The 16,919-nt window shown below is 71.3% G+C and carries 12 protein-coding genes; 5 read left to right on the top strand and 7 right to left on the bottom strand.

The window, feature by feature from the left end; genetic code table 11:
* The first annotated feature begins 8 nt into the window (after positions 1–8).
* Complete coding sequence (locus EKH77_RS10715) at positions 9–278, top strand: hypothetical protein (RefSeq protein ID WP_206279838.1); 270 nt, start codon at positions 9–11, stop codon at positions 276–278.
* A gap of 172 nt (positions 279–450) precedes the next feature.
* Positions 451–1,416, top strand: coding sequence for an acyl-ACP desaturase (locus tag EKH77_RS10710; RefSeq protein ID WP_126914172.1), 966 nt, complete (start codon positions 451–453; stop codon positions 1,414–1,416).
* A gap of 100 nt (positions 1,417–1,516) precedes the next feature.
* Here EKH77_RS10710 and pepN (EKH77_RS10705) read toward each other — a convergent pair whose 3' ends face one another.
* From pepN (EKH77_RS10705) to EKH77_RS10685, 5 genes are all read right to left on the bottom strand, one after another.
* On the bottom strand, positions 1,517–4,090 hold the full coding sequence (gene pepN / locus EKH77_RS10705) for an aminopeptidase N (RefSeq protein WP_126914171.1): 2,574 nt from the start codon (positions 4,088–4,090) through the stop codon (positions 1,517–1,519).
* Positions 4,091–4,235: 145 nt separating this feature from the next.
* Entirely contained in the window at positions 4,236–5,264 is a 1,029-nt protein-coding gene (locus tag EKH77_RS10700; protein WP_126914170.1) for an aspartate-semialdehyde dehydrogenase, read from the bottom strand.
* A 131-nt stretch (positions 5,265–5,395) separates the two neighbouring features.
* The gene (locus tag EKH77_RS10695; RefSeq protein WP_126914169.1) at positions 5,396–5,701 is read right to left on the bottom strand and encodes a type II toxin-antitoxin system PemK/MazF family toxin; all 306 of its coding nucleotides are present in this window, start codon (positions 5,699–5,701) and stop codon (positions 5,396–5,398) included.
* The gene (locus tag EKH77_RS10690) at positions 5,698–5,904 is read right to left on the bottom strand and encodes a toxin-antitoxin system HicB family antitoxin (RefSeq protein WP_126914168.1); all 207 of its coding nucleotides are present in this window, start codon (positions 5,902–5,904) and stop codon (positions 5,698–5,700) included. Before EKH77_RS10690 ends, EKH77_RS10695 begins: the two co-directional genes overlap by 4 nt.
* A gap of 118 nt (positions 5,905–6,022) precedes the next feature.
* Positions 6,023–9,343, bottom strand: coding sequence for a S8 family serine peptidase (locus tag EKH77_RS10685; RefSeq protein ID WP_126914167.1), 3,321 nt, complete (start codon positions 9,341–9,343; stop codon positions 6,023–6,025).
* A gap of 510 nt (positions 9,344–9,853) precedes the next feature.
* Here EKH77_RS10685 and EKH77_RS10680 point away from each other — a divergent pair.
* Positions 9,854–11,605: a TIGR03767 family metallophosphoesterase gene (locus tag EKH77_RS10680; RefSeq protein ID WP_126914166.1), complete on the top strand. Its 1,752-nt coding sequence runs from the start codon at positions 9,854–9,856 to the stop codon at positions 11,603–11,605.
* A 34-nt stretch (positions 11,606–11,639) separates the two neighbouring features.
* On the opposite strand, the gene EKH77_RS10675 is transcribed toward EKH77_RS10680, so the two are convergent.
* A complete protein-coding gene (locus EKH77_RS10675; protein ID WP_126914165.1) occupies positions 11,640–12,686 on the bottom strand; it encodes a hypothetical protein in 1,047 nt (348 codons plus the stop codon).
* Between the two features lie 112 nt (positions 12,687–12,798).
* The gene (gene pepN, locus EKH77_RS10670; RefSeq protein ID WP_126914164.1) at positions 12,799–15,408 is read right to left on the bottom strand and encodes an aminopeptidase N; all 2,610 of its coding nucleotides are present in this window, start codon (positions 15,406–15,408) and stop codon (positions 12,799–12,801) included.
* 114 nt (positions 15,409–15,522) lie between these two features.
* On the opposite strand from pepN (EKH77_RS10670), the gene EKH77_RS10665 reads away from it, so the two are divergent.
* A complete protein-coding gene (locus EKH77_RS10665; RefSeq protein WP_126914163.1) occupies positions 15,523–16,164 on the top strand; it encodes a DsbA family protein in 642 nt (213 codons plus the stop codon).
* A 122-nt stretch (positions 16,165–16,286) separates the two neighbouring features.
* Entirely contained in the window at positions 16,287–16,916 is a 630-nt protein-coding gene (locus EKH77_RS10655; protein WP_164737782.1) for a hypothetical protein, read from the top strand.
* Positions 16,917–16,919 lie beyond the last annotated feature (3 nt).

The following is a 16,919-nucleotide window of genomic DNA, read 5'->3' as shown; positions in this document are numbered from 1 at the left end:
TTGAGGCTGTGAGCAATAAGGTCAACAAGAACGCCGTGCGCGCCGGTGCGATCTCCGCCGGCACGATGCTGATGCTGCTGATGTCGTCCCCCGCGTTCGCGCTCACCCGCGACGACGGTGACGACCCGGGCCCCGGCCTGAGCGTGATCAACACGCTCGGCCTCTACGTGGCCGCGCCGATCGTCCTCTTCCTGGTCATCGCGGGCCTGACGATGGTCCTCGCCAGGAACTCCGACAACTCCGCCACCCACGCCGTCAACACCCACCACTCGCGCTGACACCACCGCGCGGGAGCGAAAGCCGACACCTTCGAGGTGTCGGCTTTTTTGTTGCCCTTTTCCGCCACCCACTTCGCTGTAGGAGCCACCGGCTTTGGCATTCGGCGGACGGTTAACCTACGGTGTCGTAACCTACGCCACCGTAGGTGATGATCGTTCCAGGAGCTGCCCGATGACCATCGCCCCCCCTTCCCACGGCTCGGCCGTCTGGAGCGACAGCCGTCTGCTGTACGCGCTCGAGGAAGTCGTCGAGACCGAGCTGAACCGCCACCTGAAGGTCGCCAAGGAATGGATGCCGCACGAGTACGTGCCGTGGAGCGACGGGCGGAACTTCGACGGCGTCATGGAGGGCGAGGCCTGGGCGCCCGAGCAGTCCAAGGTCAGTGACATAGGGCGCACCGCCCTCGTCGTCAACCTGCTGACCGAGGACAACCTCCCCAGCTACCACCACGAGATCGCCCAGCTCTTCGGCCGCGACGGGGCCTGGGGCACGTGGGTGCACCGCTGGACGGCGGAGGAGGGGCGGCACGGCATCGTCATGCGCGACTACCTGCTCACCTCGCGCGCCGTCGACCCGGTCGCGCTGGAGCGGTTCCGGATGGCGCACATGTCGGAGGGCTTCGAGTCCGACAACCGGCACAGCATGCTGCACTCGGTGGCCTACGTCGCCTTCCAGGAGCTGGCCACGCGGATCTCGCACCGCAACACCGGCCACCACTCCGGTGACCCGGTCTGCGACCGGATGCTCTCGCGGATCGCCACCGACGAGAACCTCCACATGGTCTTCTACCGCAACCTGCTCAAGCAGGCCTTCGTGCTGGCGCCCGACCAGACGATGAGCGCGGTCCGGGACGTCGTCACCGGCTTCCGGATGCCGGGGCACGGCATCCCGGGCTTCGAGCGGGCCGCTGCCACGATGGCGATCGGGGGGATCTACAACCTGCGGATCCACCACGACGACGTGCTGCAGCCGGTGCTGCGCTTCCTGAAGGTCCTGGAGATCGACGGGCTGGGCCCGGAGGGGCTCCAGGCCCAGGAGGAGCTGGGCCTGTTCATGGCGGAGCTGGACGCGCAGGGCCGTAAGTTCGAGGAGCGCCGCCAGGCGCTTCTCGCCCGCCGCGCCGCCCGCCAGGGCTGAGGGGCCCCGGCCCGGGGTTGTGGGCAGGCGTTCCGCAAGGCGGAACGGGTGGGCACAACCCACCCGCGGCCTGCACCGCACCCCGGGCCGGAGCGAGGAACTACGCGGTGGCCGCCGCGTCCGCGGCCTGCGCCTTGAGCGCGCGCTCGACCCCCGCACGGGACTCCGTCACCAGCCGCCGCAGCGCGGCGTTCGGCTCGGCCGAGGCGAGCCAGGCGTCCGTCGCGTCCAGCGTCTCCTGCGAGACCTGGAGCGCCGGGTACAGCCCGACCGCGATCTGCTGGGCCATCTCGTGGCTGCGCTTGTCCCACACGTCCTTGACGACCGCGAAGTACCGCTCCGCGTACGACGCGAGGAGCTCGCGCTGGTCGGCCTGCTGGAAGCCGCTGATCACCGACTCCTGGACCGCGTTGGGCAGCTTGTCGGACTCGACGACCGACGCCCAGGCCTCGGCCTTGGCCTCGGCCGTCGGGCGCGCGGCCCGGGCCCACGCGGCGTGCTCCTCGCCCGCCGACGTCTTGTCGCGCTCCAGCTCCGCCGCGATGGCCTTCTCGTCGGCGCGGCCCGTCGCGGCCAGCCGGCCGAGCAGGTCCCAGCGCAGGTCGGTGTCGACGGTCAGGCCCTCGACGGTCTCGGTGCCGTCCAGCAGCCCGGCGAGCAGGTCGAGCTGTTCGCCGGTGCGGGCGGTGGCCGCGAAGGCGCGGGCCCAGGCCAGCTGGTGGTCGCTGCCGGGCTCCGCCGCGCGCAGGTGGGTGAGCGTCGCCTCGGTCCACTTCGCCAGGCCCGTCTCGCGCCAGGCCGGGGCCGAGTAGAGGTCCAGGGCGGTCTTGACCTGGCGCTGGAGGGACTGGACCACGCCGATGTCCGACTCCTTGGCGATGCCGGAGAGCACCAGGTCCAGGTAGTCGCGGGTGGCCATCTCGCCGTCGCGGGTCATGTCCCAGGCGGAGGCCCAGCTCAGGGCGCGGGGGAGGGACTCGGCGAAGTCGCCCAGGTGCTGGGTGACGGTCGCCAGGGACTCGGCGTCCAGACGCACCTTGGCGTACGACAGGTCGTCGTCGTTGAGCAGGACGACCGCCGGGCGCCGCTTGCCGACCAGCTGCGGGACGTCGGTCAGCGCGCCGTCGACGTCCAGCTCGACGCGCTCGTCGCGGACGAGCTTGCCGTCCTTGAGCTCGTAGAGGCCGATCGCGATGCGGTGCGGGCGCAGCGTCGGCTCGCCCTTGGCGCCGGTGGGCAGGGCCGGGGCCTCCTGGCGGACGGCGAAGGCGGTGATGACGCCGTCGGCGTCCGTGGTGATCTCAGGCCGCAGGATGTTGATGCCGGCGGTCTCCAGCCACTTCCTCGACCAGGCCGAGAGGTCGCGGCCGGAGGTCTTCTCCAGGGCGCCCAGCAGGTCGGACAGGCGGGTGTTGCCGTAGGCGTGGGCCTTGAAGTAGGCCTGCACGCCCTGGAAGAAGGCGTCCATGCCGACGTAGGCGACGAGCTGCTTGAGGACGGACGCGCCCTTGGCGTAGGTGATGCCGTCGAAGTTGACCAGGACGTCGTCCAGGTCGCGGATCTCCGCCATGATCGGGTGGGTCGAGGGCAGCTGGTCCTGCCGGTAGGCCCAGGTCTTCATGGAGTTGGCGAAGGTGGTCCACGAGTGGGGCCACTTGCTGCCGGGAGCGTAGGCCTGGCAGGCGATGGAGGTGTAGGTGGCGAACGACTCGTTCAGCCAGAGGTCGTTCCACCACTCCATGGTGACGAGGTCGCCGAACCACATGTGGGCCAGCTCGTGGAGGATCGTCTCGGCGCGCAGCTCGTAGGAGGCGTCCGTGACCTTCGAGCGGAAGACGTACTGGTCGCGGATGGTGACCGCGCCCGCGTTCTCCATGGCGCCGGCGTTGAACTCCGGCACGAAGAGCTGGTCGTACTTGGCGAAGGGGTAGGCGTAGTCGAACTTCTCCTGGAACCAGTCGAAGCCCTGCCGCGTGACCTCGAAGATCGCGTCCGCGTCGAGGAACTCGGCGAGCGACGGGCGGCAGTAGATGCCGAGCGGGACGGACTGGCCGTCCTTCTCGTAGCTGCTGTGCACCGAGTGGTACGGGCCGGCGATCAGCGCGGTGATGTACGTCGAGATGCGCGGGGTCGGCTCGAAGCGCCAGACGTTGTCGGCGGGGCGCTCGGGCGTGGGGGAGTTCGAGATGACCGTCCAGCCCTCGGGGGCCGTCACGGTGAACTGGAACGTCGCCTTCAGGTCGGGCTGCTCGAAGGAGGCGAAGACCCGGCGGGCGTCCGGCACCTCGAACTGGGTGTACAGGTAGGCCTGCTGGTCGACCGGGTCCACGAAGCGGTGGAGGCCCTCGCCGGTGTTGGTGTACGCGCAGTCCGCGACGACCTTCAGCTCGTTGCGCCCGGCCGCCAGGCCCGGCAGCGCGATGCGGCTGTCCTTGAAGACGTCGGCCGCGACCAGCGCGGTGCCGTTGAGGACGACCTCACGCACCGTGGGCGCGACCAGGTCGATGAAGGTCTCCGCGCCCGCCTCGGCGGAGTCGAAGCGCACGGTGGTCACGGACCGGTAGGTGCCGCCGTCCTGGGCACCGGAGAGGTCGAGCTCGATCTCGTACGAGTCCACGCTGAGCAGCCGCGCCCGCTCCTGTGCCTCTTCGCGGGTCAGATTCGTACCGGGCACCTGGCCATCTCCTTCACGTCGCGATGTTCCGGCCATCCTTCCACGCCGTGCCCGGGACGTCGCCCTCCGTACGCTGACGGCGGATGAACGAAGGGGCGGGCCGTGGCGGCCCGCCCCTTCGCGTCGTGTCGCGTTACGCCCGGCGTCAGCCGCGCAGCTCCTCGGCGACGAGCTCCGCGATCTGGACGGCGTTCAGCGCGGCGCCCTTGCGGAGGTTGTCGTTGGAGAGGAACAGCGCCAGGCCGTGCTCGACGGTCTCGTCGACGCGGATGCGGCCGACGTAGGAGGCGTCCTTGCCGGCCGCCTGGAGCGGGGTCGGGATCTCGGAGAGCTCGACGCCGGGGGCGGCACCCAGCAGCTCGTAGGCGCGCTCGACGCTGATCGGCCGCTCGAAGCGGGCGTTGACCTGGAGCGAGTGGCCGGAGAAGACCGGGACGCGGACACAGGTGCCGGAGACCTTGAGCTCCGGGATGTCCAGGATCTTGCGGGACTCGTGGCGGAGCTTCTGCTCCTCGTCGGTCTCGAAGAGGCCGTCGTCGACGATCGAGCCGGCCAACGGCAGGACGTTGAAGGCGATGGTGCGCTTGTAGACGCCCGGGGCGGGGAAGTCCACGGCCTCGCCGTCGTGGGCGAGCTCGGCGGCCCGGTCGGCGACCGCGCGCACCTGGCCGTCGAGCTCGGCCACACCGGCCAGGCCGGAGCCGGAGACCGCCTGGTAGGTGGTGGCGATCAGGGCGGTCAGCCCCGCCTCCTCGTGCAGCGGCTTGAGGACCGGCATGGCGGCCATCGTGGTGCAGTTCGGGTTGGCGATGATGCCCTTGGGGCGGTTCGCGATCGCGTCCGGGTTGACCTCGGAGACGACCAGCGGCACCTCGGGGTCGCGACGCCAGGCGGAGGAGTTGTCGATGACGACGGCGCCCTGCGCGGCGACCTTCTCGGCCAGCGCCTTGGAGGTGGCGCCACCGGCGGAGAAGAGCACGATGTCCAGGCCGGAGTAGTCGGCGGTGGCCGCGTCCTCGACGGCGATCTCCGTGTCGCCCCAGGGCAGGGTCGTGCCGGCGGAGCGGGCCGAGGCGAAGAGCCGCAGCGTGTCGACCGGGAATTTACGGTCGGCGAGGATCTTGCGCATGACTCCGCCGACCTGGCCGGTCGCTCCGACGATTCCGATCCTCACGAGGACTCCCTACTCGCGTTCAGCCGTTGCGTTCTACGACGGCTGGCGTGGTGCGTACGGTTCCCATCATGCGGTGCCACCCGCCCCATAAGTCCAATCGGTTGTCCGAGGGACGGGACGCGCGGGTGGGATCAGAGATCCAGGACGGAGCGCACGGCACGTTCGATACGGGCCATCGTGTCGGCGGAGACCTGGCCCAGTTGCTTCGCCTGCTCGAACCGGTGCGCCGCGTACTGGGTGAGGTTCACGGGTACGGCCACCGCCCGGACAGGATCGGCGATCGGGACGGAAAGCAGCGTGTCGGGGTAGGCGCCGGCCGGGTGCAGGAGGAGGCACACGGCTGCCCGGTAGCTGTCATTGGCCTCGTCGATGGACAACACCAGCACGGTGCGGGTGGTGTCGGCGAAGGGAAGCTCCCATACGGTCCCGCGCTTCACCGGATGTCCTCCGCAGGGTCTGCCGCTCCGGTGTCGACGAGGAGGACGCCGCCGATGGCCGCCTGAGCCTCAGCGGCTTCCTTGACCACCTGACGGCGCAGGGTACGCACCATGTACGCGTTGACGGAGAGGCCGGAATCGGCTGCGGCTTTTCGCACATCGGAATCGAGATCATCGGGGATGCGCACGGTGAATACACCCATGCCATCACCGTAGCCGTCATCGCATGCCACCGCCCAGGGTGGAGCAGGGCGCACTGAATCACGACGGGGCGGGCGCCCCCGTGGCCGCCCGCCCCGTCCGCCATCGTGCCCCGAAGGGTTACGGCAGGACCTTCTCGATCTTCACGCTGCCGGTCCCGGCGACCGTGCCGGCCGCGTTGACCAGCTGGACGTCGCCGAAGAAGGAGCGGCCCTCGGGAGCCGCGCCGGCGACCACGACCTGGGCCGTGAGCTGCGCGGAGGCGCCCGCGCCCAGCTTGACCGGGTCCGCGGCGGTCTTGATCTCGCCCAGGGAGGGGGCGAAGTACACGTCGCGGTAGTCGTAGGCGGTGCTGCCCGCCGGGACGGAGTAGCCGCTGACCTCGATCGTGTACTCGCCGGCGGCGGGCTTGGCCAGCGTGACCAGCTCGTCCGAGCCGCCGGTGGTGGAGGAACCGACGACCTTGCCGTCCTTGAGGACGCTCAGGTCCAGGTCGGCCTTGGGATCGGCGGTGCCGCCGATCGCGGCCTCGAAGCGGGTGACGCCCTCGCCGAGGGTGACCTTGGTGGTCTGCTTCTCACCCTGCTTGATCACCGGCCGGGCGATCTTCGAGGAGCCCAGCTGACCGCCCTTGAGGGTGCCCTCCAGGGCCGCGAAGCCGTTGGTGGCCTTCCAGGAGACGGCCACCGGGGTGCCGACCTTGGCCTCGGGGACGGTCTGGACCGCCGGCTCGAAGGTGGTGCCGAGCGCCGAGGCCGTCAGGGTGTAGGGGTTGTCCAGCAGCGGGGAGGTGCGGCGGGACTCGACCTCGATCTCCCAGACGCCGGGCACCGGGGAGGCGTAGGTCCGCAGGTCCGGGCGGCAGGTGTTCGCCGCGTTCTTGTAGTTCGGGTAGCAGTTGACCGTGGAGACGGGGTCGACCGGTACACCGTAGGGGTTGATCGCTATGAACCGGGTCTGGCTGCCGGCGGCCAGCCCGCCCAGCGCCACCTCAAGGGTCTTGGCGCCCTTGGGCACGGTCACGAAGTACGAGGTGGACGCGTTGCGCGTGGCCTTGGCCGTCTTCTTCACCACGTACGACGGCTGGGCGAGCGGCTCGGCGACCACGACGGTCGTCATGATCTGCTGGTCGATGCCCTCGGTGCGGTCGTCGTTCACCGTGAGGATCGCGCTGTGGATGCCCGCGGTCTTCGCCTTGGCCCGGACCTTGACGGTCACCGGCTTGTTCAGCGGCAGCTTGACCTCGTCGTCGCCGACCAGCGAGAACGTGCCGTCGTTGGTCTTCCACTCCAGCTCGTGCCACACGGGCCTGTCCGGGCCGGAGGTACGGGTGACGGTGATGTCGTACGTACGGCTCTCGCCGGCCTTGAGGCCGCCCTCGCGGTCGTAGAGGCCGGTGCCGAAGCCGGGGGTCTTCAGCGCGCCGGAGAGCGCGGTGGAGACGGGGGCCTTGACCGTGTAGTCATGGGCGGTCGCGCCTTCGCGGATCGCCTCCCACGCCTCGACGATGTCGATGAGGCCGGAGCCCTGCTCGTACGCCTGGGCACCCTTGATCTTCTTCGCGGTGCTGGTGAGCGCCGTGCGCAGGTCGGCCGGGGTGAGCTTCGTCTTCTTCTGCTTGGCGGCCGAGATCAGCAGCGCCGAGGCGCCCGCGGCCTGCGGGGAGGCCATCGAGGTGCCCTGGAGCATGCCGTAGCCGGGCGGCAGGTCGTAGCCGGACTCGGCGACGGGGGCGCCGGGCTCCCAGGTCGGGGTGGTGTTGATCGAGGCACCCGGAGCGGTGATCGTCGGGGTGAAGCCGCCGTCCTCGCGCGGGCCGCGCGAGGAGAAGGGCATCATGGCGTACGGGGTCTTCACCTCGGAGCCGTAGTTGGCGGCCCAGGTCTCCTTGGAGACGGACGCGCCGACGCTGAGGACCTTGTCGGCCAGGCCGGGGTCGCCGATGGTGTTGGCGCCGGGGCCGCTGTTGCCCGCGGAGATCACCAGCTGGACGCCGTAGGTGTCGATGAGCCGGGTGTAGAGCTCGGAGCGGGCGTTGTTGCCGTCGTTGAGCGCCGGCAGACCGCCGATCGACATGTTGACGATGTCCACGCCGCGGTTGACGACGAGGTCGATCATGCCCTCGGTGAGCGCCACGTTGGTGCAGCCGCCCGACCAGGTGCAGGCCCGGGAGGAGACGAGCTTGGCGCCCGGCGCCGCGCCGTTCATCTTCCCGCCGAAGAGGCCGTTGGCGGCCGTGATGCCCGCGACGTGGGTGCCGTGCTCGGACTCGATGAGGCCGATGCTGACGAAGTCGGCCTTCTTGCCGACCCAGTCGCCGCCCTTCGGGTCCATCGGCACGTCCTTGCGGACCTGCACGACGAAGGGGATGCGCTCGGCGATCGGGGTGGCGGGGTCGTCCTTGCCGAAGTACCCGACCTGGAAGCCGTCCTTGTACGGCTTCATCTCCTCGTCGTTGCCGAAGTTCCCGTCGTCGTCGAGGTCGACCCGGACGGTGCCCTTGGCCTTGTCGTAGAGGACGGCCCAGGAGTCGGTGGTGTCGCCGTCCCGGTTGAGGTCGCCCTTCATGTCGCCGCCGGCGGTGACGTTCTCCCGGAACAGGGCCACCTGGTACGTGCCCGGGCCGGGCGCGGTGTACGTGCGGCCGTTGAACGAGAAGCTCGGGCCGGTCACGTCCCGGGTCATCGGCAGCCAGGTGCCGTCCGCGTCCGCCAGGGGGTCGGTCGAGGTGACCCAGTCGACGATCTTGCGCTCGCCGGTGCTGGTCTTCTGCAGCGCCGGGTGCCCGAGGTCGATGCCGGAGTCCAGGATGCCGATGGTCACGCCCCGGCCGTCGGCCTTGGGGTGGTCCTTGACGAACTCGACGGCGCCGGTCTCGAAGGCCGGCTGGTACGGGTTCTTCGCCGGGGTGTCCTTGCCGGGCGCCGGGTACTTCTTGTCCTTGGCGAGCTTCGGCGCGCCCTGCGCTGTGTTTCCGGAGTCCCCACGCGTAGAGGGATCCGGGAGCGGGATCTCCTGCTTGAGGTCGATGCCGTGCACCGAGGCCAGCTTCTTGGCCTCGTCGATGGCGGCGTCGGCCTTGGCGGTGGGGACGGTCGCCCGGACGTAGCCGAGCTTGTCGTAGGCCTGGCCCACCGAGGCGCCCTTGATCGCGTCCAGCTTCGCGGCGACCTGCCCGGTCTGGCCGGGCGCGGTGGCGATCATCATGGTGACGGTCTTGTCGCCCTCGGCCTTGGCCTTGGCGAGCAGGCCCGCGTCGTGCGAACCGAGCTTGTCGGAGGCGGACTTCACCGGGCCCGGGGCCGGCTTGGGGTCGTCCGCGAAGGCGGGCGCGGCGCCCGCGGCGGTGAGCGCGGCCACGAGGGAGGCCGCGAGGGCTATTCGGGCAGCGCGTCTCGCGCCGCCCGGCGCGATCGGGGCGTCGGGGGTGGGGGTGGTCATGGGCATCCCTGGACTGGAAGTGATGAGGCGACAGCAAACTCAGCGGAAAGTGCACAACGCTGGGCACCACGACGCGGCGTCCGAAAATCGGAGCCGGATGAGCGATCACTTTTATGGAAGTGATGCGGGTTTGGGGAGAGTTGCCAGGGCAGGAATATAAAGATGGCGTAAACCCGCCACCCGCCATGTGGGATGAAGCGGGACGGAGGCCGTGAAGCGGTCAGCACCTTCCCTTGGCTCAGCTCCTGTAGGACAAACGGACTAAAAGACTGCGTCCAGGGGTGGCTCAGGGCTTCCCGCGCGGGTGAACGCTGAGTGAGCGTCAGTACGCCAGGGGACGAGTGGTGTATGTCAGTTCGCAGTAGCCAAGATCCATGCGAGGTGACCGGCGGCGAGCGTTGCGGCCCTGTTCACGCCCAGGTCATCCGGGCTGCCAACGATCCTTGACAACGGAGCCCGCAACCCGCACGCCAGACCGCTCGCCTTCGCGTTCGCACCGGGGAGACCGCCATGCATCGCAGATCCCACAGCACCGCAGCACCGCAGCTCGACCGCCGTGCCTTCCTGGCCGCGGCGGGCGCCGTCACCACGGCCGCCGGACTGGGGCTGGGGGCGGGCGACAGCCACGCGGCCGCCGATCCCCCACCCGAACCGGCCGCCCGCGCGACCGCCACCGCGACCGCCCAGGCCGGCACCCCCACGGCGGAGCCCTCCGCCGCCCCCACCGGGGCCGGCACCACCCTGGTCTCCGTCGCCGCGCCGCGCGGCACCGGCGGCTACCGGCGCCTGGGCGACGGACCCGGCTGGCCCCGGCAGGTACGGGCCGAGCTGGCCGCGCCGCAGGGCGGCCGCGAGGACCGGCGCACCACCCTCGCCTCCTTCGTGCAGTTCACCGACCTCCACCTGACGGACGTACAGCATCCCCTGCGCTACGAGTTCTTCCGCTCCGGCGAGCCCGGCGCCTGGCGTCCGCACGAGGCGCTCACCCTGCCCGGCGTGGTCTCCCTCGTCGAGCGGGTCAACAAGGTGCGCCGGGGCCCGGTGACCGGTACGCCGTTCGCGTTCGTGATCACCACGGGGGACAACGGGGACGAGAACGCCAGGATCGAGGTGGAGTGGTTCCTCACCGCCCTCAGCGGCGGCCGCCTCGACCCCAACACGGGCGACCCCCGCCACTACGAGGGCGTCCAGAACAGCGGCCTCAAGCTCTACTGGCACCCCGAGGGCGACCTGCGCGACCAGGACAAACTGGCCGGCTACCCGAGGATCGACGGCTACCTCGACGCCGCCACCCGAAGGGTGACCAGCCCCGGCCTGAACGTCCCCTGGTACTCCACCTTCGGCAACCACGACCTGCTCTCCGGCGGCTGCTACCCGGCGGCGGGCTCCTACATCGCCGACGTCTGCGTCGGCGACCGCAAGCTCCAGTACGTCCCGCCGGACGAGGCCAAATACCTGATGCAGGGCGAGGCGGGCGGTTCCGACCCCAAGGGCAAGCGCATAGAGGCCATGCTCAAGACGCACCGCAAGGAGATGCGCCGGATCACCCCCGACCCGCGCCGGGCGCCCCTCACCCCCCGCCAGTACATCGCCGCGCACCTCGACCCCCAGCACGCCGGCCAGGGGCCGATCGGCCACGGCTACACCAAGGCCAACCTCGACTCCGGCACCCTCTACTACACCTTCAAGATCTCCGAGAAGGTCATCGGCGTCAGCATCGACTCCACCGACCCCGGCGGCCACTACCAGGGCTCCCTGGGCACCGACCAACTGAACTGGCTCGACCGCACACTGACGGCACATCAGGACCAGTACGCGCTGATCTTCAGCCACCACCCGAGCTGGAGCATGACCAACACCGTCCCCGACCCCGCCCGGCCCCGCGACAAACGCCACGGCGGCGACGAGGTGATCGCTCTCCTCCAGCGCCACAACAACGTCCTGGCCTGGATCAACGGCCACAGCCACCGCAACCGCATCCGCCCCCGGGGCACCTTCTGGGAGATCGCGACCGCCTCCCACGTCGACTACCCCCAGCTCGCCCGCGTCATCGAGATCACCGACAATCACGACGGGACGATCTCGCTGTTCACCACCCTCATCGAGTCGGACGCCCCCTACCGCACCGACTTCCAGGACCTCTCGCAGTCGGGCCTGGCCTCCCTCTACCGAGAGCTGGCCTTCAACGCCCCCGGCTCGGACACCTCCCTCGCCGGGACGCCCACCGACCGCAACACCGAGCTCGTCCTCTCCACCCGCTGACCCACCGGCCCGCGGTGACGCGCGGCCCGGCGCGTCACCGCGGCAGCACCACCACGTACGAGGTGGGCCCGTGGTCGGCCGACGCCACCAGGGCGGTGCGCACGACCGCCGCCTGCTGCTCCAGCGCCGCGTCGTCGCGCAGCTTCCTCGGCGTCAGCCGGATCAGCACGATGCCCAGCCGGTCCAGGTACTCGCGCTTGCGGGACGGCTCCGACCACGGCACCTCGCCGTCCTGACGCGGGGCCCGCACGTCGATCTCCACCGCCACCCCGTGGTCCGGCCAGTAGGCGTCCACGCTCCCCAGGCACGGCCCGCCGGGCAGCCGCAGGTCGACGTTCCACAGTGGGGCCGGCAGCGCGTGCTCGCGCACCATGTCGTACAGCCGCCCCTCCGCGAACGACCGGCCCTCGGCCAGCAGCGCGTCCACGGCGTCCACCACGTGCGGCCGGCTCAGCAGCCGCGCCCGCGACAGTTCCCGGACGAGCGCCGAGGGCTCGCAGTGCCCGCCGCGCACCGCCTCCGCCAGCAGCCGCCGGACGGCCTGCGGGTCGGTCAGCCGCGCCACGGTGTCGGCCACCGCCCGGGCGGCCGGGGCGACGGGCAGGCCCGTCACCAGCTTCGGCCGGGGCACGGTGTGCGCCCGGACCAGCCGGACGAAGCCCGTCGCGCGCAGCCGGCGGGTGCGCGGCACGAGGACGTCGATGTGCTCCAGGGAGAGCAGCGAGGGCACGGAGGTGAAGCGGTGGAGGGCCAGCGCGGCGGGCCCCGTGATCATGGCCTGGCCGTAGGGGGCGGGCGGGGTGTCGCGGTCCGCGGCCGGGCCGGGCTGCCGGGGCACCCGGTCGCGCGGCACGGTGTACATCAGGGCGGCGTGCAGCCGCTCCTCGCTGGTGGCGGGTCCGGTGCGGAGCAGGAAGACCCCCGGCAGCAGCTGCTGCCAGGGGCCGCCGGGGCGGCACCGCTCGGCGGTGACGGACCCGGTGACGCCGTGCTCCCGCAGCTGACGCGTGCTCAGGACGCGGTGGCGGACGTCGGAGAGGTGGTGGAGGGGGCGGGGGGAGAGGGGGGTGTTGGGGTTCATGACCCGGCCATTCCCGCTCCCCGGCCGCCCCCTAACCGCTGTTACGGGCCCGTCGTCACTTCATGACAACGTGCCCGGCGGGCCGGTGGTGTTGGGTCGAAACTGCGTCGGATCAGGCCGTAACCGCGTTCGCGTCGCACTCCTGGGCGCGCAGGGCCCGCGCCAGGTCGTCCCGCGCCTCCAGCACCAGCCGCCGCAGCGCGGGCGGCGCGTCCGCGTGGTCCGCCAGCCAGGCGTCGGTGGCGGCCAGGGTCCCGGGGTGGTCCTGGAGGGCCGGGAACAGCCCGCGCACCACGGCCATGGCGATCTCGATGGACCGCTCCCGCCACACGCGCTCGATCACCTCGAAGTAGCGCGGCGCGAACGGCGCCAGCAACTCCCGCTGTCCCGGCTGGTCGAAGCCCGCGATGGTGGCCTCGGCCAGGGCGTTGGAGAGGGCGTCGGAGTCCACGACCGCCCGCCACGCCGCCTCCTTGACCTCCGCTTCCGGCCGGGAGGCCAGGGCGCGCACCTGGTGGCGCTTGCCGGAGGCGGTGTTGTCCCGGGCCAGTTCGGCGGTGAGCGCGGACTCGCCGACGGCGCCCCGGGAGGCCAGCGCCGCCTGGAACGTCCAGCGCAGCTCCTGGTCGACGTCCAGCCCGTCGATCTTGGCGGTGCCCTCCAGCAGGCCGCGCAGCATCCGCAGGTCGCCGTCCTCGCTCGCGTGGGCGGCGAAGAACCGCGCCCAGGCCAGCTGGTGGCCGCTGCCCGGCTCGGCCAGCCGCAGCTCGCGCAGCGCGCTGCCCGCGAGCTCCCGGCCGGCGCTCTCGCGCCGGGCCGGGACCGCGTAGTGGGCGAGCGCCTCGGAGGCCCGGCTCTGCACCATCTGGAGCACGCCGATGTCGGTCTCGGCGCCCGCGAAGCGCTGGACGAGATCGAGGTAGTCGCGGGTGGGCAGCAGGCCGTCGCGGGTGAGGTTCCACAGCGCCGACCAGCACAGGGCCCGCGCCAGCGGGTCGGTGAGGTCGCCCAGGTGCTCGCGCAGGGTGGCCAGCGAGCCCTCGTCGAAGCGGATCTTGCAGTAGGTGAGGTCCTCGTCGTTGACGAGGATCAGCTCGGGCCGCTCGGCGCCCGCCAGCTCGGCCACGACGGTGCGGGGGCCGGTGACGTCGACCTCGGCGCGGGCGTAGCGCAGCAGCGGGGCGCCCGGCGCCTCGCGGCGGTAGAGGCCGACGGCCAGCCGGTGCGGGCGCAGCTCCGGGTGGGTGTCGGTGGCCTCCTGGAGGATCGCCAGCTCGGTGATCCGGCCGGCGGAGTCGTAGGTGGCCAGTGGCGTCAGCGCGTTGACGCCGGCCGTCTCCAGCCAGGACCGCGACCAGGCGGCCATGTCCCGGCCCGAGGTCTCCTCCAGCACCTGGAGGAGGTCGGTCAGGCGGGTGTTGCCGTAGGCGTGGCGCTTGAAGTAGCGCCGGGCGCCCTCCAGGAAGGCGTCGCGGCCCACATAGGCGACGAGCTGCTTGAGGGCCGAGGCGCCCTTGGCGTAGGTGATGCCGTCGAAGTTGAGCTTGGCGTCCTCCAGGTCGTGGATGTCCGCCGTGATCGGGTGGGTGGAGGGCAGCTGGTCGGCGCGGTAGGCCCAGGCCTTGCGCTGGTTGGCGAAGGTGACCCAGCCGCTGGTGTAGCGGGTGGCCTCGACGAGCGAGAAGGAGCCCATGAAGTCGGCGAACGACTCCTTGAGCCACAGGTCGTCCCACCACTCCATGGTGACCAGGTCGCCGAACCACATGTGCGCCATCTCATGGAGGATGACGTTCGCCCGGCGCTCGTAGGCCGACTGCGTCACCTTGCCCCGGAAGACGAACTCCTCCCGGAAGGTGACACAGCCCGGGTTCTCCATCGCGCCGATGTTGTACTCGGGGACGAACGCCTGGTCGTACTTCCCGAAGGGGTACGGGTAGTCGAAGTGGTCGTGGAAGAAGTCCAGGCCCTGCTTGGTGACGGTGAAGATCTCGTCGGCGTCGAAGTGCGGCGCGAGCCCCTTGCGGCACAGCGCGCCCAGGGGGATGTCGAGGACGGTCCCGTCGGCGAGGGTGCGGCTGTAGTGGTCGCGGACGACGTGGTACGGGCCGGCGACGACGGCCGTGATGTACGTGGAGATCGGCTGCGTGGGGACGAACCGCCAGGTGGCCGAGGAGTCGTCCACGGGCTCTGCCTCGCCGTCCTGGGCGCCGTTGCTCAGCACGGTCCAGCCGGCGGGCGCGGTCACCGAGAAGGTGAAGGGGGCCTTGAGGTCGGGCTGCTCGAAGTTGGCGAAGACCCGGCGGGCGTCGGCGGGCTCGTACTGGGTGTAGAGGTAGACCTCGCCGTCCTCGGGGTCGACGAACCGGTGGAGCCCCTCGCCGGTGCGGCTGTACGCGCAGAGCGCGTCGACGACCAGCACGTTCTCGGCGGCCAGGTCCGTGAGCGCGACCCGGGCGCCGTCGAAGACCTCCTTGGGGTCCAGCTCCCGGCCGTTGAGGGTGACGGCGGTGACGGCGGGCGCGACCAGGTCCACGAAGCTCGCGGCGCCCGGCTCGGCGCAGCGGAAGCGGATGGTGGCGACGGAGCGGAACGTCCGGGGCTCGTCGCCCGGTCCGCCCGCTCCGGTCGCGGAGCGCAGGTCCAGCGCCACGTCATAGGCGTCCACGGTCAGCAGCCGGGCGCGGACGCGGGCTTCCTCACGGGTCAGGTTCTCACCGGGCACGACGCGGCTCCCTCGGGTTCGTCTCGTCTCTCGTCCCATTTATCGAACACCAGGAATCATGGCACGCGGGCCTTTGTTGAATCACCGGACCAACCGGCTGCAGAGGAGACCCGCGTGACCGTCGAGAGAGTGACCGCCGACTTCTGGTTCGACCCCGCCTGCCCGTGGGCCTGGATGACCTCGCGGTGGATGCTGGAGGTGGAGAAGGTCCGGCCCGTGGACGTGCGCTGGCACGTGATGAGCCTGGGTGTGCTCAACGAGGACAAGCTGGACGAGCTCCCGGAGGAGTTCCGCGAGGCGATGGCCCCCGGCGGCTGGATCTGGGCGCCGGTGCGGGTGTGCGTCGCGGCCGAGCAGCGGTTCGGCGCCGAGGCGCTGGGCCGCCTCTACACCGCGCTGGGCACCCGTTTCCACAACCAGGACCAGCCGCGCACGCGCGAGACCATCGTGGCCGCGCTGGCGGACGCGGGCCTGCCGGCCGACCTCGTGGAGGCGGCGGACACGGACGAGTACGACAAGCTGCTGCGGGCCTCCCACAAGGAGGGCATCGACAAGGTCGGCCAGGACGTCGGCACCCCGATCATCTCCGTGCCCGGCCCCGACGGCACCGAGGTCGCCTTCTTCGGCCCGGTCGTCACCCCGGCCCCCAAGGGCGACGCGGCAGCGAGGCTCTGGGACGGCACGCTGCTGGTCGCGTCGACGCCGGGCTTCTACGAGATCAAGCGCACGCGGACGGTCGGCCCGATCTTCGACTGATTCAGCCCCTCCGGCGTTTGAGGAGCGGGGGTCCGGGGGCGGAGCCCCTGGAAGAAACGGGAAGGGGCGGGGCTGGGGCAATCCAACGCGCGACCACCCGCCCCGTCCACTAATGTCCCCATATGGGCCAGACCGACCTCACCCGGCCGCTAGGCCGCCATGGCGGCTGGGCCGACCCGGAACCCCACTGCGGCAACGCCGAGCACGGCACCCTCCCCGTCCGCCCCTACGACCTGCTCACCCTCGCCGCCTGCCACACCCTCGCCGCCCTGTGGCACCTGCTCGGCCTGCGCAACGCGTCCGGCATGCTGCGCCACTACCTGCGCGGCAACGGCACCCCGCACCGCGTCGACGCCGAGCGGCTGCTCGCCCTGCCCGCCGTGCGGGCCGCCGCGGAGGCTCAGCTGGCGCGGTGGCGCGCCGAGGCCCTGGAGCGCTGGGCGGCGGGGGACCGCGCCCCCGCCGCCTACCCGGCCGACAGCGGCTGGCGCGACGTACTGATCAGCCGCCACGTCAGCCGCGACTGGTGGCTGGCGCTGCGGTACGTCGAATTCCGGCTGACGGGCACGGTCCGCGTCGCCGCGGACGGCACCACCGTCGTGGACTACCGCTGCGCCGTGCACAAGGCGTGGAACTTCGATCGCGGGGGACGGGAGCTGGGCGTACCCTTCACTCCGTTCGCCCGGTTGCACGAGACGGGCCTGGCGAAGGAGTTCGCCGTGACCGGCGAGGCGTTCGGGCACCACAGGTGAGGG

Source organism: Streptomyces luteoverticillatus, from assembly GCF_003970715.1.
Taxonomy (GTDB): domain Bacteria; phylum Actinomycetota; class Actinomycetes; order Streptomycetales; family Streptomycetaceae; genus Streptomyces; species Streptomyces abikoensis.
This window is presented reverse-complemented; position numbering and strand designations above follow the sequence as displayed.

Coding starts and splice junctions, on each gene's coding strand:
- EKH77_RS10710 (WP_126914172.1), top strand. CDS start 451: ATGACCATCGCCCCCCCTTCCCACGGCTCGGCCGTCTGGAGCGACAGC.
- EKH77_RS10690 (WP_126914168.1), bottom strand. CDS start 5,904: ATGGGTGTATTCACCGTGCGCATCCCCGATGATCTCGATTCCGATGTG.
- EKH77_RS10685 (WP_126914167.1), bottom strand. CDS start 9,343: ATGACCACCCCCACCCCCGACGCCCCGATCGCGCCGGGCGGCGCGAGA.
- EKH77_RS10680 (WP_126914166.1), top strand. CDS start 9,854: ATGCATCGCAGATCCCACAGCACCGCAGCACCGCAGCTCGACCGCCGT.
- EKH77_RS10675 (WP_126914165.1), bottom strand. CDS start 12,686: ATGAACCCCAACACCCCCCTCTCCCCCCGCCCCCTCCACCACCTCTCC.
- EKH77_RS10655 (WP_164737782.1), top strand. CDS start 16,287: ATGGGCCAGACCGACCTCACCCGGCCGCTAGGCCGCCATGGCGGCTGG.